Annotated in this window: 21 protein-coding genes; 8 read left to right on the plus strand and 13 right to left on the minus strand. The window is 62.0% G+C overall.

The genetic code is table 11. The features are described 5' to 3' along the window. Positions 1-71 precede the first annotated feature (71 nt). Positions 72-2270, plus strand: coding sequence for a T9SS type B sorting domain-containing protein (locus tag LGH74_RS19030; RefSeq protein WP_226178070.1), 2199 nt, complete (start codon positions 72-74; stop codon positions 2268-2270). A 227-nt stretch (positions 2271-2497) separates the two neighbouring features. Here LGH74_RS19030 and LGH74_RS19035 read toward each other — a convergent pair whose 3' ends face one another. The 3 genes from LGH74_RS19035 to LGH74_RS19045 form a co-directional block, all read right to left on the minus strand. Further along, positions 2498-3145, minus strand: coding sequence for a cytochrome c oxidase subunit 3 (locus LGH74_RS19035; RefSeq protein ID WP_226178072.1), 648 nt, complete (start codon positions 3143-3145; stop codon positions 2498-2500). A 135-nt stretch (positions 3146-3280) separates the two neighbouring features. Beyond that, positions 3281-3637: a hypothetical protein gene (locus LGH74_RS19040; RefSeq protein ID WP_226178074.1), complete on the minus strand. Its 357-nt coding sequence runs from the start codon at positions 3635-3637 to the stop codon at positions 3281-3283. Beyond that, complete coding sequence (locus tag LGH74_RS19045) at positions 3630-3893, minus strand: hypothetical protein (protein ID WP_226178076.1); 264 nt, start codon at positions 3891-3893, stop codon at positions 3630-3632. Before LGH74_RS19045 ends, LGH74_RS19040 begins: the two co-directional genes overlap by 8 nt. A 207-nt stretch (positions 3894-4100) precedes the next feature. Between LGH74_RS19045 and LGH74_RS19050 the strand changes: the two genes are divergently transcribed. From LGH74_RS19050 to LGH74_RS19070, 5 genes are all read left to right on the plus strand, one after another. Continuing rightward, positions 4101-4910 carry a TapB family protein gene (locus tag LGH74_RS19050; protein WP_226178078.1) on the plus strand — a complete coding sequence of 270 codons (810 nt, stop codon included), beginning with the start codon at positions 4101-4103 and terminating at the stop codon, positions 4908-4910. Between the two features lie 74 nt (positions 4911-4984). After that, positions 4985-5500, plus strand: coding sequence for a DUF4920 domain-containing protein (locus LGH74_RS19055; RefSeq protein WP_226178080.1), 516 nt, complete (start codon positions 4985-4987; stop codon positions 5498-5500). A gap of 173 nt (positions 5501-5673) precedes the next feature. Beyond that, positions 5674-7833 (plus strand): NAD-dependent DNA ligase LigA, encoded by a 2160-nt coding sequence (ligA, locus tag LGH74_RS19060; protein ID WP_226178083.1) that lies wholly within the window; start codon positions 5674-5676, stop codon positions 7831-7833. 170 nt (positions 7834-8003) lie between these two features. Then, positions 8004-8444: a rhodanese-like domain-containing protein gene (locus LGH74_RS19065; protein ID WP_226178085.1), complete on the plus strand. Its 441-nt coding sequence runs from the start codon at positions 8004-8006 to the stop codon at positions 8442-8444. An 11-nt stretch (positions 8445-8455) separates the two neighbouring features. Continuing rightward, positions 8456-9004 (plus strand): hypothetical protein, encoded by a 549-nt coding sequence (locus LGH74_RS19070; protein WP_226178087.1) that lies wholly within the window; start codon positions 8456-8458, stop codon positions 9002-9004. A 143-nt stretch (positions 9005-9147) separates the two neighbouring features. Here the strand turns inward: LGH74_RS19070 and LGH74_RS19075 are convergent, their stop codons facing one another. From LGH74_RS19075 to LGH74_RS19085, 3 genes are all read right to left on the minus strand, one after another. After that, complete coding sequence (locus LGH74_RS19075; protein WP_226178089.1) at positions 9148-10356, minus strand: acyltransferase family protein; 1209 nt, start codon at positions 10354-10356, stop codon at positions 9148-9150. A gap of 128 nt (positions 10357-10484) precedes the next feature. Further along, the gene (locus tag LGH74_RS19080; RefSeq protein ID WP_226178091.1) at positions 10485-11693 is read right to left on the minus strand and encodes a helix-turn-helix domain-containing protein; all 1209 of its coding nucleotides are present in this window, start codon (positions 11691-11693) and stop codon (positions 10485-10487) included. Positions 11694-11953: 260 nt separating this feature from the next. After that, on the minus strand, positions 11954-12889 hold the full coding sequence (locus LGH74_RS19085) for a polysaccharide deacetylase family protein (RefSeq protein ID WP_226178093.1): 936 nt from the start codon (positions 12887-12889) through the stop codon (positions 11954-11956). 135 nt (positions 12890-13024) lie between these two features. Here LGH74_RS19085 and dapA point away from each other — a divergent pair, with 135 nt between their 5' ends. Further along, positions 13025-13894: a 4-hydroxy-tetrahydrodipicolinate synthase gene (gene dapA, locus LGH74_RS19090; protein WP_226178095.1), complete on the plus strand. Its 870-nt coding sequence runs from the start codon at positions 13025-13027 to the stop codon at positions 13892-13894. 170 nt (positions 13895-14064) lie between these two features. Here the strand turns inward: dapA and LGH74_RS19095 are convergent, their stop codons facing one another. The 4 genes from LGH74_RS19095 to LGH74_RS19110 form a co-directional block, all read right to left on the minus strand. After that, entirely contained in the window at positions 14065-14799 is a 735-nt protein-coding gene (locus LGH74_RS19095; protein WP_226178096.1) for a (Fe-S)-binding protein, read from the minus strand. Positions 14800-14934: 135 nt separating this feature from the next. Beyond that, positions 14935-15783: a hydroxymethylglutaryl-CoA lyase gene (locus LGH74_RS19100; protein WP_226178098.1), complete on the minus strand. Its 849-nt coding sequence runs from the start codon at positions 15781-15783 to the stop codon at positions 14935-14937. Between the two features lie 72 nt (positions 15784-15855). Continuing rightward, positions 15856-16833, minus strand: coding sequence for a hypothetical protein (locus tag LGH74_RS19105; RefSeq protein ID WP_226178100.1), 978 nt, complete (start codon positions 16831-16833; stop codon positions 15856-15858). Between the two features lie 132 nt (positions 16834-16965). Further along, positions 16966-17724, minus strand: coding sequence for a helix-turn-helix domain-containing protein (locus LGH74_RS19110; protein WP_226178101.1), 759 nt, complete (start codon positions 17722-17724; stop codon positions 16966-16968). Positions 17725-18082: 358 nt separating this feature from the next. Between LGH74_RS19110 and LGH74_RS19115 the strand changes: the two genes are divergently transcribed. Continuing rightward, positions 18083-19432 carry a M23 family metallopeptidase gene (locus LGH74_RS19115; RefSeq protein WP_226178109.1) on the plus strand — a complete coding sequence of 450 codons (1350 nt, stop codon included), beginning with the start codon at positions 18083-18085 and terminating at the stop codon, positions 19430-19432. A gap of 218 nt (positions 19433-19650) precedes the next feature. On the opposite strand, the gene LGH74_RS19120 is transcribed toward LGH74_RS19115, so the two are convergent. From LGH74_RS19120 to LGH74_RS19130, 3 genes are all read right to left on the minus strand, one after another. Continuing rightward, positions 19651-20247: a hypothetical protein gene (locus tag LGH74_RS19120; protein WP_226178111.1), complete on the minus strand. Its 597-nt coding sequence runs from the start codon at positions 20245-20247 to the stop codon at positions 19651-19653. A gap of 174 nt (positions 20248-20421) precedes the next feature. Continuing rightward, positions 20422-21138 (minus strand): PorT family protein, encoded by a 717-nt coding sequence (locus tag LGH74_RS19125; RefSeq protein ID WP_226178113.1) that lies wholly within the window; start codon positions 21136-21138, stop codon positions 20422-20424. Further along, a complete protein-coding gene (locus tag LGH74_RS19130) occupies positions 21135-22943 on the minus strand; it encodes a S8 family serine peptidase (RefSeq protein WP_226178115.1) in 1809 nt (602 codons plus the stop codon). The genes LGH74_RS19125 and LGH74_RS19130 overlap by 4 nt, the downstream gene beginning before the upstream one ends. Positions 22944-22947: the final 4 nt, after the last annotated feature.

A 22947-nucleotide genomic window follows, 5' to 3' on the forward strand; every position in this document is an offset into this window, starting at 1 on the left:
AAACTCAGTTTTTACGCTGGCCTTCCGGCCGAAGGTTTTGTATCTTTCGAGAGCAACTACTTTTCTCGCACATGGCCCGATTTTACTATTTAATTTTTCCGGTGTTTTTGCTGTTGCTGGCCAGCCCTGCGGTCCGTGCCACGCACATCGTGGGCGGCGAGCTGGACTTGCAATACCAGTCGGGCAGCCGCTACCAGATCAACCTGAATCTGTATTTCGACGCGGTGTATGGCAACCCCGGCGCGCTCGACAACAGCTTGTCGGTCGGCATTTTTGAAAAGGGCACCGACCGGCGGATGCAGAACATCATCATGCCGCTGGTGTCGAATACCGATGTGGCCTACTCCGATATTGCCTGCACCCGCCCCATTTTGGGCACCCACCGCATCCGGTATTCCACCGTCATCGAACTGCCGGCCGACAAGTATACCAACCCGACGGGCTACTACGCGGCCGTGGAGCGGTGCTGCCGCAACAACAGCATCCGCAACATCCGCAACCCCGGCAATGCCGGCCAGACCTACTACCTGGAGTTCCCGGCCGTGATGCGCGGCGGCAAGCCTTTCATCAACTCCACGCCCCGGATATTTCCGCCCTTAAGCGACTACGCCTGCCTTGGGGAGTTGTTCTACTACGAGTTTGGGGGCCAGGATGTGGATGGCGACTCCCTGGTTTATGAGCTTTCGACGCCGCTGAATGGGCACTCCAGCACGGCCGAGCCCAAACCCAACCAGGCCGAGCCCCAGCCCTACAGCTCCATTCAATGGATGCCGGGCTTGGACGAACTCAAACAGATTCCCGGCAACCCGGCCCTCACCGTGAACCGCTTTACCGGCCGCCTGCAGGTGCGGCCCAGCCAGCTTGGGCTCTACGTGTTCGGCGTGAAATGCTCAGAATACCGCAAGGGCGAAAAAATCAGTGAGGTGCGGCGCGACTTCCAGCTGCTGGTGGAGGACTGCCCCAAAAACATCAAGCCCACGATGAGTGTACTGATGCCGGGAACCAAGAAAGCCTACCAACCCGGCAAAGACGTGCTGGTGCTGGGACCTACTACTACCCGCTGCCTTACGCTACGCTTCACCGACCCCGACCCCAGCTCCCGCCTGAGCTTGTCGATGCACCCGGTCAACTTCTCGGCGCCGATACCCGCATTTTCGATTACCCAGGGCACGGTGCGCACGGCTGGTTTCCCTGATACCCTCGTTTCCCAGCTGTGTTTCCCCAACTGCCTCAACACAAAGGGGAAAGTATACCTGCTCGACGTCATCGTGGCCGACAACGGCTGCAGCCTGCCCAAGCGCGACACAGTGCGCGTGGCCTTCACCGGCATTCCCGACCCCAACGACCCGCCGGTGGTAGCTACTACGGCCGGCCCGGGCCTACCCCTGCACGTGCGTATCGGCGACTTGGTCACGTTTCAGGTGACGGGCCAGGATGCCGACGCCGACCCGGTGACGCTCGAAATGACGGGCCGGGGCTTTGCGCCGGCCAGCGTGGGCGCAACCATGGTGCAAAACACGACCGGGGCTAACGTACGGGGCACCTTTACCTGGCGTGTGCCGTGCCCTACTACCGATAAGTTTCTCTACGAATTCGAGTTTGGAGCCGCCGCCAGCCCCTGCGCCGACCGGCAGGTGTCGCCGCCCTTGGTTGTTCCCATCCAGATTGACTACACCAACGCCCCACCCACCTTCACGGCCAGTGACACTGTGACGGTGGTGAAAAGGCATCTGGGCGAGCCGTTTACGATGACGCTGGAAGGGCTGGACACCGACCAAGACGCGCTAACCATGACGGCTTCTTCGGAGGGCCTGAGTATGGCGGCGGCCGGCATGCGCTTCACGGCCCAGAACGGCACTGGCAAGTCGACGGGGGTCTTTGAGTGGAACCCCACCTGCGAAGGCGTCGACCGCACCGATATGGCCGTCACGTTTCGGCTGCAGGAAGCCACCTGCCGACCCGTGGCCAAAACCCGGATGCTGCGCTTTGAGCTGCTGCGCCCCGAAGCCCCGCCCTTCATGCCGGCCAACATCTTCACGCCCAACAACGACAAGCTCAACGACTTCTTTGAGCTGCCCACGCTGCCACCCGATTTCTGCGAGTCACGGCTGGCCAACATCAAAATCTTCAGCCGCTGGGGCAACATGGTGTACCAGACGACCAACCGCACCTTCAAGTGGGACGGTGGTGGGCTGCCGGCCGGCGTGTACTTCCTGCTGATTGAGTTTACCGACAAGAGCTTCAAAGGAACGGTTACCATTGCGCCGTAGGGTAGCAATGTCTTCTGAAACAGAACGTCATGTCGAGCCCAGCGAGGAACCTTGCATGCAATGCTTATTAGATTAAGATTACGCTGGCAACATCAGCACGCGAAATATCTCGCAGGCTCGACATGACGTTCAAAGGGTACCAGATTATACAACAGCTACCCACGCAAAAGCCCCGACGCCTGCTGGCAGCCGGGGCTTTTGCGTAGTATCGAGCTATTTATTTCAGCTTAATACAGGAAGAGGAACACGGCAAACAGCGCCACCCAGAGGGCATCGATAAAATGCCAGTAGATGTTCAGCATCCGGAGCTGGCGGTGGCGGTATGGGTCGCGGATAAATACCAAACTCCGCACCGCGTCGCGGGAGGCGTGCAGAGCCCGCAGCATCAGGGCCAGCACCAGCAGCATACCGCCCAGCAGGTGGGCCACGTGCAGGGCCGAAATCAGGTAGATGTAGGTGCCGCTGGCTTCACCGATGAAAAAGATACCCTGAGTCATCAGCTCCCGCCAACCCAGAATCTGGAGGCCGGCAAAAATGCTGCCCAGCGCCAGCGTAGCCCCGAGGCAGCGCGCCAAGCTCCGAATATCGTCGGTGCGGTAGATACGCCGGGCCTGGCTGAGCGTGTAGCTGCTAATGAGCAGCACAATGGTACTCAGGGAGAAATAGCGCGGCAGCGGGTGAATTCCGGTGGGCGTACCGCTCAAGTGGCGCGTCTGGACGTAGGCCGCCACCAGAATGACAAACATGACGGAAATGCCCACCATGGCCAGATACAGCAGCATGAGCAGCGGCGGTACCCGCTCGATGCGGGTGAAGGCCGACGGCGGCCGGCCGGCTCCTACTTTGTCTTTACGTTCCTTATCAGAATTCATCATCGGGGTGCGGGGAGCAGCGTACGTTCTGGAAACCAATCCAGGAGCCATAAGTTCCGTACTCGCCCATGCCGACGGTGCTACTGGCTATTTAGCAAGATACGTAAAATGCCATTCGTCGGGCACTAGTGTGTGGGCTTAATTACCCCGAAAAAAAGACCCGATTTTTCCAAACACCGCGTTGAGCGTAATCTTGGCCGTGCGGCCGGTGCCGAAGGTGACGTAGGTTTTGCCGGCCACCCGTAAGTCGAGCACCAAACCCAGCTGCCGGGCCAGGTCGTTGAGCTGCTGCAGGGGCTCCAGGGGGCCGCCGGATTTCTCCTTTTTTTCCTCTTTTTTCTCGCCCGGCGGCTTGGGTGGGCCGCTGGTCAGCTTGTCGAGCACCCGCTGGCTGGGCAGGTTCACAATCAGATACGAGCCCGAGCCCGCAATCTGAATATCGTCGCCATCCATGGTGATTACCAGCCGGGCCTCAATGTCGAGGCCGCTAGCCAAGGGGCTGCGGGTTGGAAGTCGGCAGCTGGGGAGCCGAAGGGCTGGCAGCCGGCGGGTTTTCGCCCCGGGTGCGGATGCGCAGGGAGCCATTCAGGCGCCAGGTGGCGGGAGCCGCGTTGGGGCCGCCCTGGGGGTTGGGCACCTGCAGCTCCATCTGGTCGAAGGCCAGGTTCAGCTCGACGCCGCCGGAAAGCTTGGACAGTAAGGAAGCGGCCGTGTCGGCCCAGCTGCCGGATGATTGGGAAGAATCAGCCATGGGAAGGAGTGGTTAGTGGGAAAAGAAATACTACCCCGGCAAACGTGGCCGGGCCGCGCAAGTTACGGGGCCGGCGGCTGCCGCGCCAGCCCGGCACTGTTGCGCTTCGGGTTGGCAGGCTGTTTGCCCTGGCCGTCCCGTATATCCAAATAAGGCGGCCTGCGTATGTTGCCCAGATTCCGCCCCACTGTTCACCTTACCACCGCCATGCCCGCTCTGCCCTTTTTTCGCCTTGTATATCCTCTGTCTCTGGTACTTCTGCCCTCCCTGGCGGCCTGGGCGCAGGTAGCCCAGCAACCCACGGATAGCGTAGCGGGCACCACCGGCGCGGCCCCGGCCATCGACTGCACCCACCCCTTTGGGCTGCACGACAATGCGGAGCGGGTGTACCGCCTCACCGACGGCGGCGGCAAGCCAAGCGGCGAAATCCGGATGCGGGTGGTGAGCCTGAGTTCGGAGATGAACAAGAAAAAAACCGTGGAGACCCACAAAGTGCTGCTCAAAAGTGGCCTCTACGATACCAAGAGCCGCTTGCTCAACATGCAGGACCTCACCTTCAGCTGTCGGCCCGATAGTAGCTTCACCGACGGCATGAGCGAGTTTAAGCCCGAAAGCATCCGCTCGTTCCGGGACCGGAAACTGGCATACGCCCCCGTAGCCCTGGTTTGGCCCCACCAGCCTAAAGTGGGCACCCAGCTACCCAGCGGCGGCAGCGAGGTGCAGGTGAGCAGCTCGGTGGTGGATATTGCCAAAGTGAGCAGCTTTGCCCGCAAGCGCAAAGTAGTAAGCGGCCCGGCCCCAGTAACGACGCCGGCCGGCACCTTTGCCTGCTACAAGATAGAGTCGGAGCACGAAGACGCCACGGCGGCCCGCAAGGATATGGTGATGCGCTCAACCTACAAGGTAGTCGACTATTACGCGCCGGCCGTGGGCATTGTGAAAACGGAGGTGTACGACAAGAAAGGTAAGCTGGCCCAAATCCGCACCCTGTTCAGCACGGGCAGCCAAAGCCGCTAGCCGCGTTTTGGGCTACGATGAAAACCAGTAGTTTAGGGGCCGAATCTTCGGCCCCTTCTTTTTTGCCCTGCCCCATGATAACGTTAAAATACGCTGTGCTGGCCACCGGCCTGCTTTCCCTGGCGGCCTGCCAATCGTCGCCCACTGCCGAAACCGCCGCTACGCCTGCCGTCACGGAATCTGCGGCGCCGGCCATCAGCGGCAAAACCTACGGCGCGGCCATTACCGCCGCCGGGGCCCGGCCCATAAGTGAGCTGCGCGAGGTGCTCGGCACCCAGGATTCGGCGCAGGTGAAGCTGGTGGGCACGGCCGCCGAGGTATGCCAGGCCAAGGGCTGCTGGCTCACGATGACCACCGCCGAGGGCAAGCCCATGCGCGTCCGGTTCAAGGATTACGCCTTTTTCGTGCCCAAAGACATCAGCGGTAAAACCATCGTCGTCAACGGCTGGGCGCACCGCGAAACGGTGCCGGTGGAAGATTTGCAGCACTACGCCAAAGATGCCGGCAAGTCGGCCAAGGACGTGGCCGCCATTACCCAGCCCGAGGAGCAGCTCAACTTCGAGGCCGACGGTGTGCTAGTGCAGGAGTAGCTCATTTTAGTGCGCTTAGTAACAAGGCCCTCCGCTGGAGGGCCTTTCTTTTTTGTGCGGCCCAACCCGCGGCAGTGGTTAAAACTGGCCGAGGCCCCGTATTTTTAGCCGGCTGAAGCCTGCCTACCTCCCGCCTGCGGTTCCTTTCCACCTTCGACTTCAGCCCCAGCCCCATGCCCGACCAAGATTCCATCCAGCAGAAAATAGCGGCCCTCACCGAGCGGCTCCACTACCTCAACCACCAGTACTACCAGCAGGATACCTCCGAGGTCAGTGACCAGGAGTTTGACCACTTGCTGGCCGAATTGCAGGCCCTGGAAAAGCAGTATCCCGAGCTGGCCCTGCCCAACTCCCCCACCCAGCGCGTGGGCGGCACCATCACCAAGCAGTTTCCTACGGCCCCGCATAAGTACCCGATGCTGAGTTTGGGCAACACCTACTCCGAGGCCGACCTGCGCGACTTCGACGAGCGGGTGCGCAAAGGGTTGGAAGGTGCCGGGTTTGCCTACGTCTGCGAAATGAAGTTCGACGGCGTGGCCATGAGCCTCACCTACGAAAACGGCCAGCTCACTCAGGGCGTCACGCGCGGCGACGGTACCCGCGGCGACGTGGTAACCAGCAACGTGCGCACCATCAAGAACCTGCCACTGCACCTGCGCGCGGCCGGCCCCCCGCAACCCGCCGAGTTTGAGGTGCGGGGCGAGATTTTCCTGCCCCTGCCCGTCTTCGACGACCTGAACAAGGAGCGCGAGCAAAACGGCGAGGCCCTGCTGGCCAACCCCCGCAACGCGGCCAGCGGCACGCTCAAGCTCCAGGACTCGGCCGTGGTGGCCTCGCGCCGGCTGCGTTTTTTTGCCTACAGCTTCCTGAGCCCCGAGCGCAACGTATTCCCGACCCACAGCGCCGCCCTGGAGGCCCTCAAAGCCTGGGGCCTGCCCGTATCCGACACCTGGCGGCGCTGCACCTCGCTAGAGGAAGTGCTGGAATTCATCCATTATTGGGAGAAAAAGCGCTTTGAGCTGCCCGTAGCTACCGACGGCATCGTGATTAAAGTGGACGACTTCCAGCAGCAGGAAGTGCTGGGCTTCACCTCGAAAAGTCCGCGCTGGGCCATTGCCTACAAGTACCCGGCCGAGGCGGGCCGCACCCGGCTCAACGAAATTCAGTACCAGGTGGGCCGCACCGGGGCCGTAACGCCGGTGGCCATGCTCACGCCGGTGCCCCTGGCCGGCACCATCGTCAAGCGGGCCTCGGTGCACAATGCCAACCAGATTGCGGCCCTCGATTTGCGCCTCGGCGACATGGTATTCGTGGAGAAAGGCGGCGAAATCATTCCCAAAATCACCGGCGTCGACCTCTCGGCCCGGCCCGAGGGCAGCCAGCCGATTCAGTACCCCACCGAGTGCCCGGCCTGTGGCACCCCGCTGATCCGGCCCGAGGGCGAGGCCCACTTCCGCTGTCCCAACGACACGGGCTGCGCCCCCCAACTCAAGGCCAAGCTGGAGCACTACGTGAGCCGCAAAGCCCTGAACATCGACGGGCTGGGCGCCGAAACCGTAGCCCGCTTCTTCGAGTTGGGCCTGGTCCGCACCCCGGCCGATATCTACGATCTGTCGGCCGAGAAGCTTACCGGCCTGGAGCGGCTGGGCGAAAAGTCGATTCAGAACCTGCTCAAGGGCGTGGAAGCTAGCAAGCAGGTGCCCTTCGACCGGGTGCTCTTCGGGCTAGGCATCCGCTACGTGGGCGAAACCGTGGCCGAAAAGCTGGCCGCCCACTACCGCAGCATCGACGCCATTATGCAGGCCACGGCCGCCGAGCTGGCCGCCGTGCCCGAAGTCGGCAACGTCATTGCCATCAGCCTGGCCGCCTGGGTGCAGGACGAAGCCAACCGCGCCCTGGTGGAGCGGCTGCGGGCCGCCGGCGTGCAGCTGGCCCTGACGGGCGAAGCGCCCCAGGCCGTGAGTGACCGACTGGCGGGCCTCACCTTCGTGCTGTCGGGCGTATTCGAACAGCACAGCCGCGAGGATCTGCAGCAGCTCATCACCCAAAACGGCGGCAAGATTACGGGCTCCATCAGCAAGAAGCTCAGCTACCTAGTAGCTGGCGACAAAATGGGGCCCGCTAAGCGCGAAAAGGCCACCGAACTGAAAGTACCCATTATCAGCGAAACCGACTTGCTAGCTATGATTCCGTCGGATTTCGAGACCGTCGAAGCGGATGACATCCTGGCCACCCAAAACCCCGATTCCAGCGCAGAAACGGCCTCGGAAGAAACTTTTTCGGCTCCCGGAAGCACCGCAAACGATTTAGGTGCGCAAGGTTCCTTATTTTAGCCCCCGAAACCACTGTTCCGGTGGTCGTTGGCACCAACCGTGAGCCGGACCGAGCCTTGCTGCAAGCCGGTCGATTCCCACCTCGGCTCACGGTTGTAGCGCCCCGGCGGCGCACTATTTGCGGCCGGCCGCTGTTGGCTGCTCAGCCTCTTTCCCCTTACTTTTCGCCTATGTTTCGCTTCGCCTTTTCGGCAGCCGTGTTCTGTGCGCTGTTGAGCGGTTACTCAGCCGTTGCTCAAACCGTGCCCCCTGCCAACGGACCCGGGCAGGTTGCCTCCGCTCCTGCTCCTGCTAAGCCTGCTCTGCCCGTCACGCCCGTGGCCGAAGCCAAAAAGCTGGTTAAAAAGCGGGAAGTCGTGGTGCTGGACGTGCGCACGCCCGAGGAGTTCGGTACCGGCCACCTGCGCGGGGCCCAAAACCTGAACTTCCGGGACCCGAACTTTCCCACCCTGCTGGCTGGCCTCGACACTGCCAAAACCTACGTGCTCTACTGCGCCTCGGGCAACCGCAGCGGCAAGGCCGCGGTGCTGATGCAGGAAAAAGGCTTCCGCAAGTTGGTGAATGCCGGGGCCTACAAGGATCTGAAAGCAGGTGGATTGAAAACGCAGTAGCTGCGATGATAATGCGACAACCGGCTGGCTATCTTTTCTTTGCTTTACTCCTATTCGGAAGCTGCCAGCAGGACAAGCCCGCAACAGCCGGGCCTGGGGCCGCTACTGCAACACCGGGCGCGAAAGGCCGTGAATTTCGCCGGCCCGCCAAAGCGTATTATCTCGATACAACCTACGCCATAGCGCTGTACCAAGGCCGCAACGACTTCCGGCCCTTCGCTCAGACGGAGGAATACCAGGAATTTGAGCTCCAGCACGATTCGGTGGTAGCCCTATTGCATACGTTGTATGGCACCGAGCCCGGCTTCAGTAGCAACCTGGCCCGGCTAGAGCAGAATAGAGGCAAGTTTCTAGTCAACACCCGGCAGAGCGTGCTGAGCGACTACAGAAAATTCCACATGATTGACAGCAAGGACTTCGACTTTCTGCTGGCCCGGGAAGACTCTATCGTCAAGCCTCTTTTGCTGCGCGTTCTGGCTGATGACAGCAGCAACGCCGATAACAAGGAATACGCCCGCAAAACACTGTTGACCTACTATAACATTCGGCCCAAGAGGTAATTGATGAAAGCCCGTGATGGCAAAAACAGCCAGCGTGCATCCTTTGGGTTGCGTGCTGGCTGTTTTTGCCTGGTAGCTCCGACCGTCTGGCTTAGAAGCGCTGCACGATACGGTTGGGCAATGGCAGTGGCCTTCGTGGCTGGTTATCCATTGCTGGCAGCCACTTCCTTCGATAAGGAACGGGTAACGGCCGGTACTGGAGTTGTTTTGCGGCCTGAGTGCTGGAGCTTGAGGCCAAACAGCACCCGCAGCACCGCAAAACGCCGAATTATCAGGTACAGCAGCAGCGTAAAGCCCAAGGTACCCAGGCTGAGCATCAGAAACTTAGCACCGTTGGTGGCGGGCCAGGGCAGCACGTAGAAAGCCAGAGTGATGAGCACCGTCTGGTGCAGGATGTAGAACGGGTACACGGCTTCGTTGGCCGCTTGCAGCAGGCGTGAGTTGCGGTTGAGGTGGCGCCGCCCGAAGCCCAGGCACACCAGGATCCAGCACCAGCAGTTGAAGCCCTGCACCGCGCGCTTGATGGCCCCGCCAACCTGGGCGTAATAGTAGTCGTCGGCCCAGTAGTAGAAGCTAAAGGCCAGCAGGCCCAGGGCCAGAAACAGGTAGCGCTGCCGCTCGGCCGCCTGCCAGAAACCGTTCAGAGAGCCCAACACGTAGCCGTAGAGGAACAGCGTGAGGTAGAAGGCAAAGTTGAACCAGTCGGAAATCAGGTTACGGTGGTCGGGCCAGTAGGGGCGCAGCACGAGCTGCAGCAGAATAAGGGGCAGGGCCCACAACAGCACCGCGCCCGGCCGGCTCAGCCACTGGCTGAGCTTGGCCAACACTGCCTGGGCCGCGGGGCGGCGCAATGGCAGCAGAATGGGCAGACTAATGAGCGAAAACACCAGCAGGTAGGCAATAAACCAGAGGTGGTTCCAGGTGAAATTGCCCTTCGGATAGGTGCCCTCAAAATAGTGCGGGTAAAAATCAAGCAGGGACGTGTAGGTAGCGCCCTGGCTCAGCCGCTCGTAATACACCTGCGGTACCACCACCACCACCATCCCAAACGCCAGCGGCAGCAGGAGCCGCTGCAGCCGCTCGCCCACAAACTGCCCCGCCGTGCGGTGGCGCAGGGCGAAGGAAATGCCAACCCCGGATATTACAAACAACAGCGGCATACGCCACTGGTTCAAAAACTCCATCGGCAGCTCCAGCATCGGGCTGCTGGGCTGGCTCATGAGGTGAAATTTCCAACCCACGAAAACCATTCCCGTGTGGTAGAAGATGAGTAGGCCAAAGGCCAGTACCCGAAGCCAGTCGAGGTCGTAGCAGCGGGCGGCCGGGGCGAGTAAAGGAAGCGAGGAAGACATAGCAGGAAGTGAGGTAGGTGAATCGATGCTCAAACCTACTTTTGCCACCGCCGCCGCACGACGCACCTCACAAACCCGGCGTACTACCTTACGAATCCGGACGCGACAATACTACCTAAACCTCTCTCCTACTGCACAAACGCGTTTTTACGAAATTGCGACGGGGTAGTCTGGGTATGCTTCTTAAAGGCCGCGTTGAAGGCCGATTTCGAGTTGAACCCCGCCGCAAACCCGATTTCCTCCAGCTTTAGGTGGCCCGATTCAGGCCGTAAGAGTTGGCGCTTCACCTCTTCGATGCGGTAGGAATTAACGAAGTCGAAGAAGTTTTGCTGGCACTGCTCGTTGATAACCTGGGAAAGCTGATAACCAGGCACGCGCAACTGGGCCGCCAGCTCCGCCAACGACAAGTCCGGGTTGCGGTAGGGCTCCCCGGTAGTCATCAGGGTGCGCAGCCGCGTCAGCATTTCAGTTGATACCTCGGGGCTAAGCGCGGTTTTTTCATATTTCCGGCGCGGCGCTGCCGGGTCCTCCACAGGTTCTTCCGCCGGAGCCGGCGCGGCCAGCAGGTCCGACTGGCTGATAGCCCAGCCGTTCATACCGTAGAAAAGCAGGGAAATCAGGGAGGCCAGCCACACGTCCCCGGCATCGTTGACGTCGCCCGTAGCGTGGTGGTAATAGGCCGTAGCTCCTACGTACACGAGCAGCACCAAACCAAACCCCAGCCCCAGGCGGCGCAGCCAGGCCCATTCGGTAGCGGCCTGGCCGGGCTGCGCCGCCCGCTGCCGCCAGTACGGAATCAGGGTGTAGAGCTGCAGGCCCAGGTAGAGCAGCAGGTAGCCGCTGAGCACGAGGTAGAAAACGGGGTAAAACCAGGCGTACGAAGCAAACCACCAGAAATTATGCGCGGCCTCTGGTGCTGCCGGGTGAGCCCGGTGAAACGACTCGGCCACGGTGCGCAGCTTCCAGGCGTCGCTCTGGGCGAAGAAGGGTATTAAGTACACGGCGTGCAGCACCGCCGGCAAAAACAGCCACAGATAGCGCGCATCCCAGCGGAACGCGGGCTTGGCGAGGCTGCGCAGGTAGAGATACAGCAGCGGCGGAGCCACGAAGGTCAGCGGCTCGGTGAGACTCACGAAAAACGGGACGAACCGGATGTAGCCCGAATAGCACAGCAGAATCTCGATGACCAGCAAAGCCAGGCAAAGCATGAGCAGCCCCAGCAGTCGGTTGCGCAGGCGCGGGCCGGGGGCCGAGACCAGGAACGTCCAGCTCAGAAACAGCCCCTGCGCCGCGCCCAGCAGAATCAGTACCGACCAGACGTCAAGAGTAGGCTGCATATACTGGTACATAGGCCGGAAACAGCCTTGGTGGATTGAACGGAACGTGTCCGGGTAAATATAGCGGGATTCAATTGCTTGTGCCGGTTCCTGCGTCATGGTGAGCATTCGGCGCATGAAGCCGGAACGAAGCCAGCTGTCCGCTGCAACGTACCGAGCCTTCTAACGTGAAAAGCCCTAACGTCTGCTCAGGCGTTAGGGCTTTCCGGTAAAAGGGCGCAGTGGACGGATGGCCTAGTATGCCATCCTCAAGCAGCTGCTTAGAAGCTCTGCACGATGCTGTTGTGCAGGGTGCGGGGCGTCCAGTAGCCGCTGGCAATGATGCGGCGGATAGTGAAGAGCGGGTCCTGCTGGTCGCGCTTTTCGGCCAGCACGAAGGCGGCCACCATGCCGCGCTGCTTAAGCTGCGGAATGGCTTCGGGGTTCCAGAGGCCGAAGGGGTAGGCAAAATACTTGATGTCCTTGCCGGTGATTTCTTCCAGGGTTTTGGTTGGCTTCTCAATCTGGGTTACCCAATCCTGGCCCTGGTACTTCTTCACGTTGTGGTGGTCCCAGGTGTGGGAGCCGATGACGTTGCCCTCGTCGGAGAGCTGTTTCACCTGCGCCTTGCTCATGTAGTTGGGGCGGCCCAGGCTCACGGTCATCACGAAGTACACGGCTTTGTAGCCGTACTTATCGAGCGTGGGGCGGGCTACCGTAAACTGGTCGAGGTCGGTGTCGTCGAAGGTGAGCATGATGGGCTTGCTCGGCAATTTGGCCCCGGTGGTCAGGTAAGCGTAGAGCTGATCGGGCAGAATAGTGTGGTAGCCCGAGTCGGCCAGCATCTTAATCTGATCCTTGAACTTCTGCTCCGGAACAATGTAGTCCTTAGCGCCTTTTGAATCCTTGGCACGCCAGTCGCGGATTTGATGGTAGCACAGAATCGGCACCTGGGGGCGGGCCGTGATGGTGGCGGCATCGGCAATGCTGCCGGCCGAAATGCTGCTCGGGTCGGGAGCCGGGGCGGCATTGGCCTCGTCGGTGGCCGTAGCAGCGGTGCCCGACATGGCGCCGGCTTTGGCGGCCGAGTCAGCGGCGACGGTTTCGGCGGTGGGGCTGCCACCTTCGGAAGCCGTGGCAGGCTTGGTTTCGCAGGCGGTGAACAGGGTGCTGGCAGCAACGGCCGCCGCGGCAACGTAAAGCGGGGTACGGAACAAAATCGGGGTGAGATAAGGCCGGCAAGGTGCCAACCGGTACTTTTAAGGAGAAAAAGGCAGAGCGAAGCATCGTGACAGGCGGCTTTGTACCTTTGCCCCACGCTTCCGCTTACAAAACAACAGCTTAATTCCCGCATGGACAAACTCCGTGGCACCGGCATTGCCCTCATCACGCCCTTCACTCCCGCCCCCGACCACGCTGTAGACTATGCCGCCCTGCGCCGGCTGCTCGATTTCTGCATCGAAGGCGGCGTGGAATACCTCGTCATCAACGGTACCACGGCCGAGTCGCCGACGACGACCGCCGAGGAAAAAGCCGAAATCCTGCGCGTCGTGAAGGAGCACGTAGCCGGCCGGGTACCGCTCGTGTACGGCATCGGTGGCAACGACACGGCCGGCCTCGAAATCCTGCTGCGCACCACCGACCTGGAGGGTATCGACGCTATTCTGTCGGCTAGCCCGGCCTACAACAAGCCCAGCCAGCAAGGTATCATTCAGCACTACCTGCGCCTGGCCGACCTGAGCCCGCTACCCATCATCCTCTACAACGTGCCGGGCCGCACCAGCTCCAACCTCACGGCCGACACCACCCTGCGCCTGGCCCAGCACCCCAACATCATCGGCATCAAGGAAGCTAGCGGCAACATGGAGCAGTGCATGGCCATTGCCGCCCGCAAGCCCAAAGATTTCCTGCTCATCAGCGGCGACGATATGCTGACCACGCCCATGATTTCCTTCGGGGCCGTGGGCGTTATCAGCGTGCTGGGTAACGCCTTCCCCAAGCGCATGAGCGACATGACCCGCTATGCGTTGGCAGGAAACTACGCCGAGGCCACCAAGCTGCTCTTCGAGTTTCTGCCCCTGAACCCGCTGATGTACGAGGAAAGCAACCCAGTCGGGGTAAAAGCCGTGCTGGAAGCTCAGGGCCTGTGCTCGGCCGCCGCCCGCCTGCCCCTGCTCGAAGCCACCGAAGGCCTGAAACAGCGGATTCAGAAGCTGCTGTAATACATTCGTGTCATTGCGAGGCACGAAGCAATCTGTCCTCTGCACAGTGACAAACACCCTTTACCCAGAAAGCCCTTTCCAGAACGTTCTGGAAAGGGCTTTTCACTTCAGGCAGCGCCGCACATTTCAGAGGACGGATTGCTTCGTGCCTCGCAATAACAAATGCAGAGTTACCAGCCGCTTGCCAGCACATCGGCGACGTGCATGGTTTTGATGGGCTTTTTCTCTCGCCGAATATACGCGTCCAGGTGCATCAGGCAGCTTGTGTCGGTGCTGATAAGGTAGTCGGCGCCGGTGGCCAGGGCGTGCTCCACTTTCTGCTCGGCCATGGCTACCGAAATGGCTTCAAACTTCACGGCGAAGGTGCCGCCAAAGCCGCAGCAGGTTTCGGTTTCGGCCATTTCCAGGCGCTCCAGGCCCCGCACGGCGTCGAGCAGCTGGCGCGGGGCCTCCCGGATGCCGCACTCCCGCAAGGCCGAGCAGGAGTCGTGGTAGGTGTATTTGCCGGGCAGCTGCGCCCCCTGGATGGACGATACGCCCAGCACGTCGACGATAAACTCGGTCATTTCAAAGATGCGACGCTGCACGCTGTGGTACTGCTTCTGCTCGGGCGTGTTTTCGAACAGCTCAGCGTAGGTATTGCGCACCATGCCCACGCAGGAGGCCGACGGACTCACGATGTAGCGGCCCGTGTCAGAGGGGAAGTCGCGCAGGAACTTGGTGGCCACCGAGCAGCTTTCAGCCTTGTAGCCGGCGTTGTAGGCCGGCTGCCCGCAGCAGGTCTGGTTGCTGTTGTAGTGCACCTCGCAGCCCAGCTTTTCCAGCACCTTCACCATGTTCATGGCGGTGTCGGGAAAAAGCTGATCCACGAAGCAGGGAATGAAAAGGTCGACGGCGGTTGGCATGGCGTGTGGTTGGAGGTTCGTAGATGGCCGGTGTAGAGACACATAGTTGCGTCTTGTCGTCCGCGCCGGGCAGGTGTAATCGTTCAACGACGAGACGCAAATATGCGTCTCTCCACGCAAACTAGCCGTTCAATTCTAAAAATGAAACACCGAGCCGGCCGCCTGCCAAGCCTGGGTAAAGGCCTTGGCATCAAGTCCGGTTTCCTGGCCGATTTCGGCAAAATACGCCACCAGGTTTTCCATGGGCATGTTGCCCGTCAGCTCGTCGGCGGCCATGGGGCAGCCCCCGATGCCGCCCAAGGCCCCGTCGAAGCGGCGGCAGCCGGCCGAGTAAGCCGCCTGCACTTTCTCGCGCCAGGTGCCGGGTGTGGTGTGCAGGTGGGCGCCAAACTCGATGGCGGGAAAAGCCGGAATCAGCTGGCGAAACAGCGGCTCGATTGTATCGGGGGTGGAAGCGCCGATGGTGTCGGACAGGGCCACCACGCGCACGTCCATATCGGCCAGGCGCTGGGTGAATTCGGCCACTATTTCGGGGCTCCAGGCGTCGCCGTAGGGGTTGCCGAAGCCCATCGACAGGTAGGTTACCAGCGTTTTACCAGCCTTTTCGCACAGATTCTGAATGGCGTTTAGCTCGGCCAGTGCCTCGGGGATGGTCTTATTGGTATTGCGCAGCTGAAATGTTTCGGACACCGACAGCGGAAAGCCGATGTACTGGATTTCGGGGTACGTAGCCGCCGTTTCGGCCCCGCGCAGGTTGGCCACAATGGCCAACAGCTTGGTTGTGGTATGACTCAAATCGAGGCCAGCCAGCACCTCGGCCGTGTCGCGCAGCTGCGGAATGGCTTTCGGCGACACAAACGAGCCGAAATCGAGCGTATCGAAGCCCACGCGCAGCAGCGCGTTCAGGTAGGCAGTTTTGGTGGCAGTCGGGATAAAGTCGTGGAGGCCCTGCATGGCGTCGCGGGGGCATTCGATGAGCTTCATGGGTGGCGGGGTTGGGTGGAAGGGCAAAGGTAAGCGCCCACCCCGATAACCACCCGCCGCCCCGGAACGTGCCTACTGGGGCAGCACTCCAAACCGCCCGCCGCGCACATCCAGCAGTAGGGTACGGCCGGCAAAAGGCGCGTTGCCCAGCATACCGCCCATGCCGGAGAAGCGCATCAGGTTTTTCTCTACGAAGCTGGTACCCTCGACGTGCGTGACGGTGCCCAGCGGCACGGCTACTTGCCCTACCGCTACCGTGGCGGCCGTAGCCGCCGTGTATGAGGTCAGGGTGCGGCCCAGGGAATTGACAGCTGCCACTTTTACCGGCGCGGCAGGTTGGGCCATTTCCTCAAAAATGGATTTGCTGGTGAGCAGGGCAAAGGCGCTGCTACCGGAATCGAACAATAGCTGCCGGGGCTGGCCCTGTACGGTAGAGGCAAACTGCACGCGGCGCTCGGCAAAGGACAGCGGCGCAAAGGCGGCGGTGCTGGCCAGCGTCGTAGGCAGACTATCATACAGACGGAACTGCTGGCGGGCAAAGTCGAGCGCCAGGGCGCGGCCGTCGAGCACATCGGCGCCCAGCGTGCCGATGATGATAAAGCGGGAGGTATCGGCGGGCAGCTCGGTGGGACCATAATTCAGCACGCGCACCCGGCGGGCCAGCACCCGGCCCTGGCCCAGCGGAAAGGCAAAGTTGCGGAGCGTATCGTTTTGCACCTGCAGGGCGGCCTGGGTGGCGGGGTAGCGTTGGCGCAGCGCGGCCAGCGGGTTGGCGTAGAGCAGGGACGTAGGTGCGCCGGTATCGAACTGCAGGTAGCAGGTGCGGGGGCAGCCGGGCAGCCGCACGGGCAGCAGAATGGCCGCGTGGGCCGTTACGGGTTTGGTAGAACTATCGGCCCGCCACACAAAGGCCGTGGTGGCCGGCAGCCCCGTAACGGACAGCTGATTGGCCGGCGCCTGGAACTTGGCGCGGAAGAAAAAGTAACCGCCGAGGCTGCTCAGCACAAACAATAGCAGGATAGAGAGCAGGACTTTGTAAATGGTTTTCATAAGGCACCAGATTGGGTTAGTTGATGGCTCAAAACTAGCCGCTCCCCCTCCCCGGCCGTGCGTCATGTTGCCGTCATTTACCCGCCACTCTATATAACTTGCTAAAAATCACCTAATTAAATACGCGTTATATCAGAGTCTGACGGGGTAAATGTCCAGATTGCCCCGGCGTAGCTGCACGGCGCTGCAGCCTACGGTCAGCACATTGAGGGTGTAGGAGACAATGAAAATCTCCAGATAGCCCCCGCGCCACATGGGCCACTGGTAGCTTTTGGCCAGAATGTGGGCCAACATCAACAGCAGGTACGCAAAGAAGCTGCCCACCTGCCACAGCACCTGAAAGCCCAGCACCCGCCGGCCTACTTCGGCCACGTGCGCCGTGGTGTGGCGGTACTTGCGCCAGAGCCACAGCGGCACCACTATATTCAACAACGGCAGCACCAAAAGGCTAAGCGCACTCAGGTTGAGAAGCTGCACCAGCTCCGGATCATGGCGCAGCATGGGCGTGGCGGCCTGTGGCAGCAGTACCAGCGGCTGATGCTCCGGGGCAGGTTGGGCTACGAGTTGGCTGGCCGGTTGAATGAAGAGCTGCGCAGCAGGTTGCGGAGCGGGCTCGGGCTGTTCGGGCTGAAGCGGAGCGGGCGGTGCTTCAGGCGCGGCCAGCTCCGGTTGTGGCTCGGGCGGCGCTTCGGGCGTGGGCTCGGCCCGGAACTGCTCCAGCGGTACTTCCAGGGCGGCAGCCAGCGCGTGCAGCGTGTGGCCCCGGGGCACGGTTTCACCCTGCTCTACCCGCTGAATGGTGCGCAGACTCACTCCCGAACGTTCGGCCAGCACTTCCTGCGACAAGCCCTTACTTTTTCGGATAGCATTGATGCGGGCAGCTGAAAACATAGAAACCAGGCCAGAATAGAAGATGTGGGGCCAATAATACTGCTTTCTGCCGGGGTTGCCGGCTACAGCACACGCGTATCGTGAGCATTTTGCCGCCCAACAAGCCATGGTACGCGCGTACTAGGCTGCTCCAGCTTCATTTTGCTGGCAGTACGCGCGCACTATGGCCTATTGGGCTCGTTCTGTCCATAGCACGCGCGTACCATGGCCGCATTCATTCCGTTGTGCCCACAGTGTGTGCGTACCAGAAGCTTTTCGGCCCCGTTTTGCCCTTGGGATGCGCGTACCACGCCCTTCCCGGCTGGCACCGAACTACCCGCCCGCCGATGGGGTTTATATCTTATACTAACCCCGTTCGATGTCCGCTATCCGCCTGTCCTGCCGCTTTCTTTTTCTGCTCTTCCTTTTTACCGCCTGCAGCCAACAGCAAACCCTGCAGGGCCTTTTCCAGAAAAGTACGCCCCACGAAGCCTACGCCCGCCGCCTGCGCCAGGCTCACCTCGATGAAACGGCCCTGGGCCGCGACTGGCTGGCCGCCGCCGACCGGGCCCTGCGCGACTCACTGGTGGCGACGCTGCCGTTTCAGGAAACCGGTCTGTTCCGGGCTGAGCGGGCCACGGCGGCCTCCTACCGCTACGCCGTGCGGGCCGGGGAGCAAATCAACATCAGCCTTACGCTGGCGCCCGGCACCGACGCCCACGTCTTTCTGGATGCCTACGAGCTGAGTCCCAATCAGCTACCCAGCCCCGTAGCCTCCGCCGATACCACGGCCCTGGCCTTCAACTACACGGCCTCCGACGACCAGCAGCACCTGCTGCGCGTGCAGCCCGAGCTGTTGCGCACCGGCCGCTACACGCTGCGCATTCAGCGGGCCCCGTCTTTGGGCTTTCCGGTGAAGGGCAAGAACGACGTAGCCGTGGCCAGCTTTTGGGGTGCCGACCGGGACCAGGGCAGCCGCCGCCACGAGGGCATCGATATTTTTGCCAAGCGCGGCACGCCCGCCATTGCCGCCGTGCCGGGCCTGATAACGCGAGTGAACGAAACGCCGCGCGGCGGCAAAGTCGTGTGGCTCGCCGACGCCCGCACCGGGCAGCACCTCTACTACGCTCACCTCGATAAGCAACTCGTGCAGCCCGGCCAGGTGGTGCGGGCCGGCGACACGCTGGGCCTGGTGGGCAACACCGGCAACGCCCGCACCACCGCGCCCCACCTGCACTTCGGCGTGTACCGGGCCGGGCGCGGCGCCGTCGACCCTTTCCCGTTCGTGCGCCGCGCCGATGCTTTGCCCGCCGCCCCCAGCACCAACCCCGAACGACTGGGCCAATGGGTGCGGGTGCGCGAAAAAACGACCACCCTGCGGCGCAGCCCGGCCGCGAAGGGAGCCACCGTGGCCGCCATGAGCCGCCATACGCCCCTGCTGGTGCTGGGCAGCCAGGCCAGCTGGTACCGCGTGGAGCAGCCCGACGGCCGCATTGGCTACGTGGCAGCGGCGGCCGTAGTACCGGCGGCCACGCCCGTGCTGCGCCAGGAAAACCTGGCCGCTACCGCCGATTTATACGCCTACCCCACAGCCGCCGCAGCCATGCTCGATACGCTGCCCGCGCGCAGCAAAGTGGCGGTGCTGGGCGAGTTTCGCGGGTTCCGGCTGGTCCGCAGCACATCAGGGGCCATTGGCTGGCTCACCCGGCCCATAGCGCCGCAGGGCTGATTTTTGGTTCTTCACTGAACCCTCATGCAGCGAGCCGCATCTTGCGCTCAGGTGATTGGATTTAGATCTGGCGCGGCTTCTCGTTTGGGGGTCGCGCCACTCTTTTTAACCCTGGCTACGGCCGGCCTACTCACCGATTACCTGTCTCATTATCAAGCAAAAAGCCCCACTGTGCTACAGCGGGGCTTTTTGCTTGGATGGTTGGAAAGCTACTTTATTTATTCGGCAATGACTACCGCTTTCTGCAGCTTCTTGGCGTAGGCAATACGGCGCTCCTTGCCACCGACGGTGATGTAGTCGAAGCCCACGGCGCGGGTGTCTTCCTTCACTGCCGACCACGACTGAGCGTCGACTTCGGCAGGTTGGGTAGCGGCTTTGGGCACGGCGGGCTGGGTAAACCGGTCTTCGCGGAAGAAATTATTCATGCCTTTCAGAATGGCAATTTCCTTGTCGCGCACGGTGGCGGCCTGCGGGTCTTCCAGCTCCCGCTCATCGAGCAGGGCGCTGGCGGGCATCACTTCCTTGCGCAGCGTGTCGCCGGCGCTATTTACAATGATAAACTTGGCCTGCGCATTCAGGATTTTGGGGCCCTGCAGCTGCAGAATGAAGTTATCCTTGGTTTTAGTATTGGAAAAATAGTGCGCGGCGCGCACCGTGTTGAGCACCGTCCGGCTGCTGACGCGGTTGGTTGTGGTGGGAGGCGTGTAGACTTTATCCGCGTTCTGCGACGTTCCAACCTCCCGCTCCGTGTTGATACACGAGGTAAGTTGCAGCGACAGAGCCGCGAATGCAGCGGGGAGAACGAGTTTTTTCATTGTGGGGTAATCAACCATCTTCTAATCAGTTCGGCAAAATACAAAACGTCCCGAACAGCCTTGCTACCTGGACAGTAAATCAGTGCCAATTTTTGTACCAAAGCAGGGTTGTTGGGTGCGTTTACCCCAAAAAGCCGCCGAAGGTTGCCTTTTCCCGGCCGGGTATTTTACAAATTAAAGCCAGCCCAGTTCCACCCCGATCAGCCAGCGCGGCAGCTCGGGATACCGCGCCGCGTAAGGCCCGGTAAACACGTCGGAAAAGCGGTAGCGGCCCGTTACGGCGTAGCGGCTTGAGCCCACCCGCGCGCCTACGCCATAGGACCAGCGGCGCATATAGTCGAGCCCATGCTCGGTTACGGACAGGCGCTTGGCGTTGGGGTATTGCTCGTCTTCGTAGTGGTGGGCCGTGCTGAGTACCCAGCCGCCCCAGCCGCCCAGGTCGAGGTAGCGCCCGATGACGTTGCCGCGCCGGCCGAAGTTGAGCTGGCCGAACAACTCGGCCTGGGCCTGGGGCACCGCCAAGTACTCGCGTGAATGAAGAGTGGCATCGGGCACCACTTTGCCCGGCTCCTGGGCCAGATAGTAAGCCACCCGGGCGTAGCGCAGATCGAGCCCAAACGACAGCGTCTGCGACACCCGCAGCTTGTTGCGCAGCCCCACGACTATTTCGCCCGAACTGCCGTAGCGTAGCTCGGCGCCCGGGCCCGCGCTGGTGCCGGCCACCAGCCCGTAGCCCACGTAGAAATGGTTGTAGTAGGCGCGGTTGGGGCCAAAATGGCTTTGGGCGGTATCCTGCGCCAAGTTTTCCTGGAGCAGAATACGCTGCGCGGCGGCCTGCCTAGTGCCCAGCAGCAGAAGCAGTGCTACAAGCAGAAAACGGCCGTTTTTCATTGCACAGAATAACTTTGGGTGATGCTGCGGTAGCACACGCGCACCGTGTCGCCGGGCTGCAGAAGGCGCAGCGGAATGCGCAGCACGGCCCGTTGCGTCACTTCCCGCACCTCGTAGGAGCGCAACACGCCCTGCCGGTCGGCAATGTGCCAGTAGAGGTAGCCAGGGCGCACCAGCGGCACAAGTTCCGGCTCCGGCTCGGGCGGCAGCTGACTCTGGGCGGGCTGCTTGCCGGGCGGCTTGTTCAGGGGCGGTACCAGCTCTTCGCGCCCCACGGCCGGCACCTTTTGCCCGGAGCCGACCAGCGTAACAGAATCGGAATACATAGGTAGCACCTGGGCCGGAATGATGGCCGCTTCGGGCCGGATGAGCACAGCCAGCATGGTATCCTGCCGGATAAAATCGACGGTAGGCTGGCTATGGTGCGGGGCAGCAGATGGCCGCAAAAAAGCCGCGGCCCGGGGCAGACCGTAGCCGTGGGCGTAGTCGAAATACGGGTACAAGTCGGCGCAGGCCTGGAGCTTCTCAAACAGCTGCATTACCGTTAATTGGCGGTTTTGCTGCCAGGCGCAGGCCGCGAAGCCCACCATCAGCGGACTGGAAAAGGACGTACCCTGCACGCGGGCATAGCCGCCGGGCGCGGCGGCCAGCACCGTGGCAAAGGCTACCACGTTGGGCTTCAGCCGCCCCGCCGCGCTGGGGCCGTAGCTGCTGAAGTCGATGTGCAGGTAAGTATCGGGGTCGAGGCCGCCCACGGTCAGCACCGAGTCGGCGTCGGCGGGCGTGCCAATGGTGTGCCAGTCAGGGTCTTCGCCGTCGTTGCCGGCCGCATTTACCACCAGAATGCCCTTGCGCACGGCCAGGGCGGCGGCGCGGGCCACCAAGCTGGTACGCCCGTTCATCTGCTCGGGAAAGTAGCGCCGGTCGGTGTAGCCCAGGGAGGAGTTGATGATGTCGGCCCCGTTGCGGTCGGCCCACTCAGCGGCGGCCAGCCAGGCTTCTTCCTCGGCGTATATCTCGCGGTTGAGCCGCTCGGTGCGGGCCAGCAGAAATTCGGCCTGCGGCGCCAGCCCCAGCGGCGTGCCGTCGGGTAGGCGGCCGGCCACGCACGAGAGAACCTCGGTGCCGTGCGTGCCGCCCACGAAAACGTTGGGGCTGCGGCGCACGAAATCATAGGTGGCCACGATGCGCTGGTCATTCTGTACCTGTTGGAAGGCCGGACTACGCATCGTGCCCACGAAGCCCACGTCGAAAATGGCGATGCGCAGGCCTTTGCCATCGAAACCAGCCTGGCGGAAGGCCGGGCCCCCAAGGCTGGCCGTCTGGCGGCGGGCCAGCTGCCGGTCGTCGGGCGTGAGCGTCATGGTGCCCCGGTCGGTGGTGCCAGAATGGGAAGCGGGCAACATCGGGCTTTCCTCCCACCGCTCCACGCTGGCTACGCCCGGCAATTGGTGCAACCGCGCCACCTGGGCCTCGGTAGCGCGGCAGGCCACAGCGTTAAACCAGCGGCTGACCAGCGTAACCGAGTCGACGGTGGCCTGTACTTGGCGCAGCAGGTCGGGCCGCACGGGAAAATCGGTGCTGTCGGCGGCGGGCAGGTGCTGGCGCACGCGCCGGGCCTGGGCGGGCAGCGTGAAATAGGTAGCCGCGTCGAACCTGACGCCCTTCTTGTTACGCAGCTGCACCCAGTAGCGCGCCACGGGTGCGGGCGGGCCCACCGGCGCCGCCTGAAGCGCCGGAGCTGCCAGCAGCAAGCCAATAAGGGTAGCCCAGCGCACACCAGACCAACGAACAGCCGAAGTCACAGGG

The sequence above is a fragment of the Hymenobacter lucidus genome (genome assembly GCF_020447265.1).
Classification (GTDB): Bacteria; Bacteroidota; Bacteroidia; order Cytophagales; family Hymenobacteraceae; genus Hymenobacter; species Hymenobacter lucidus.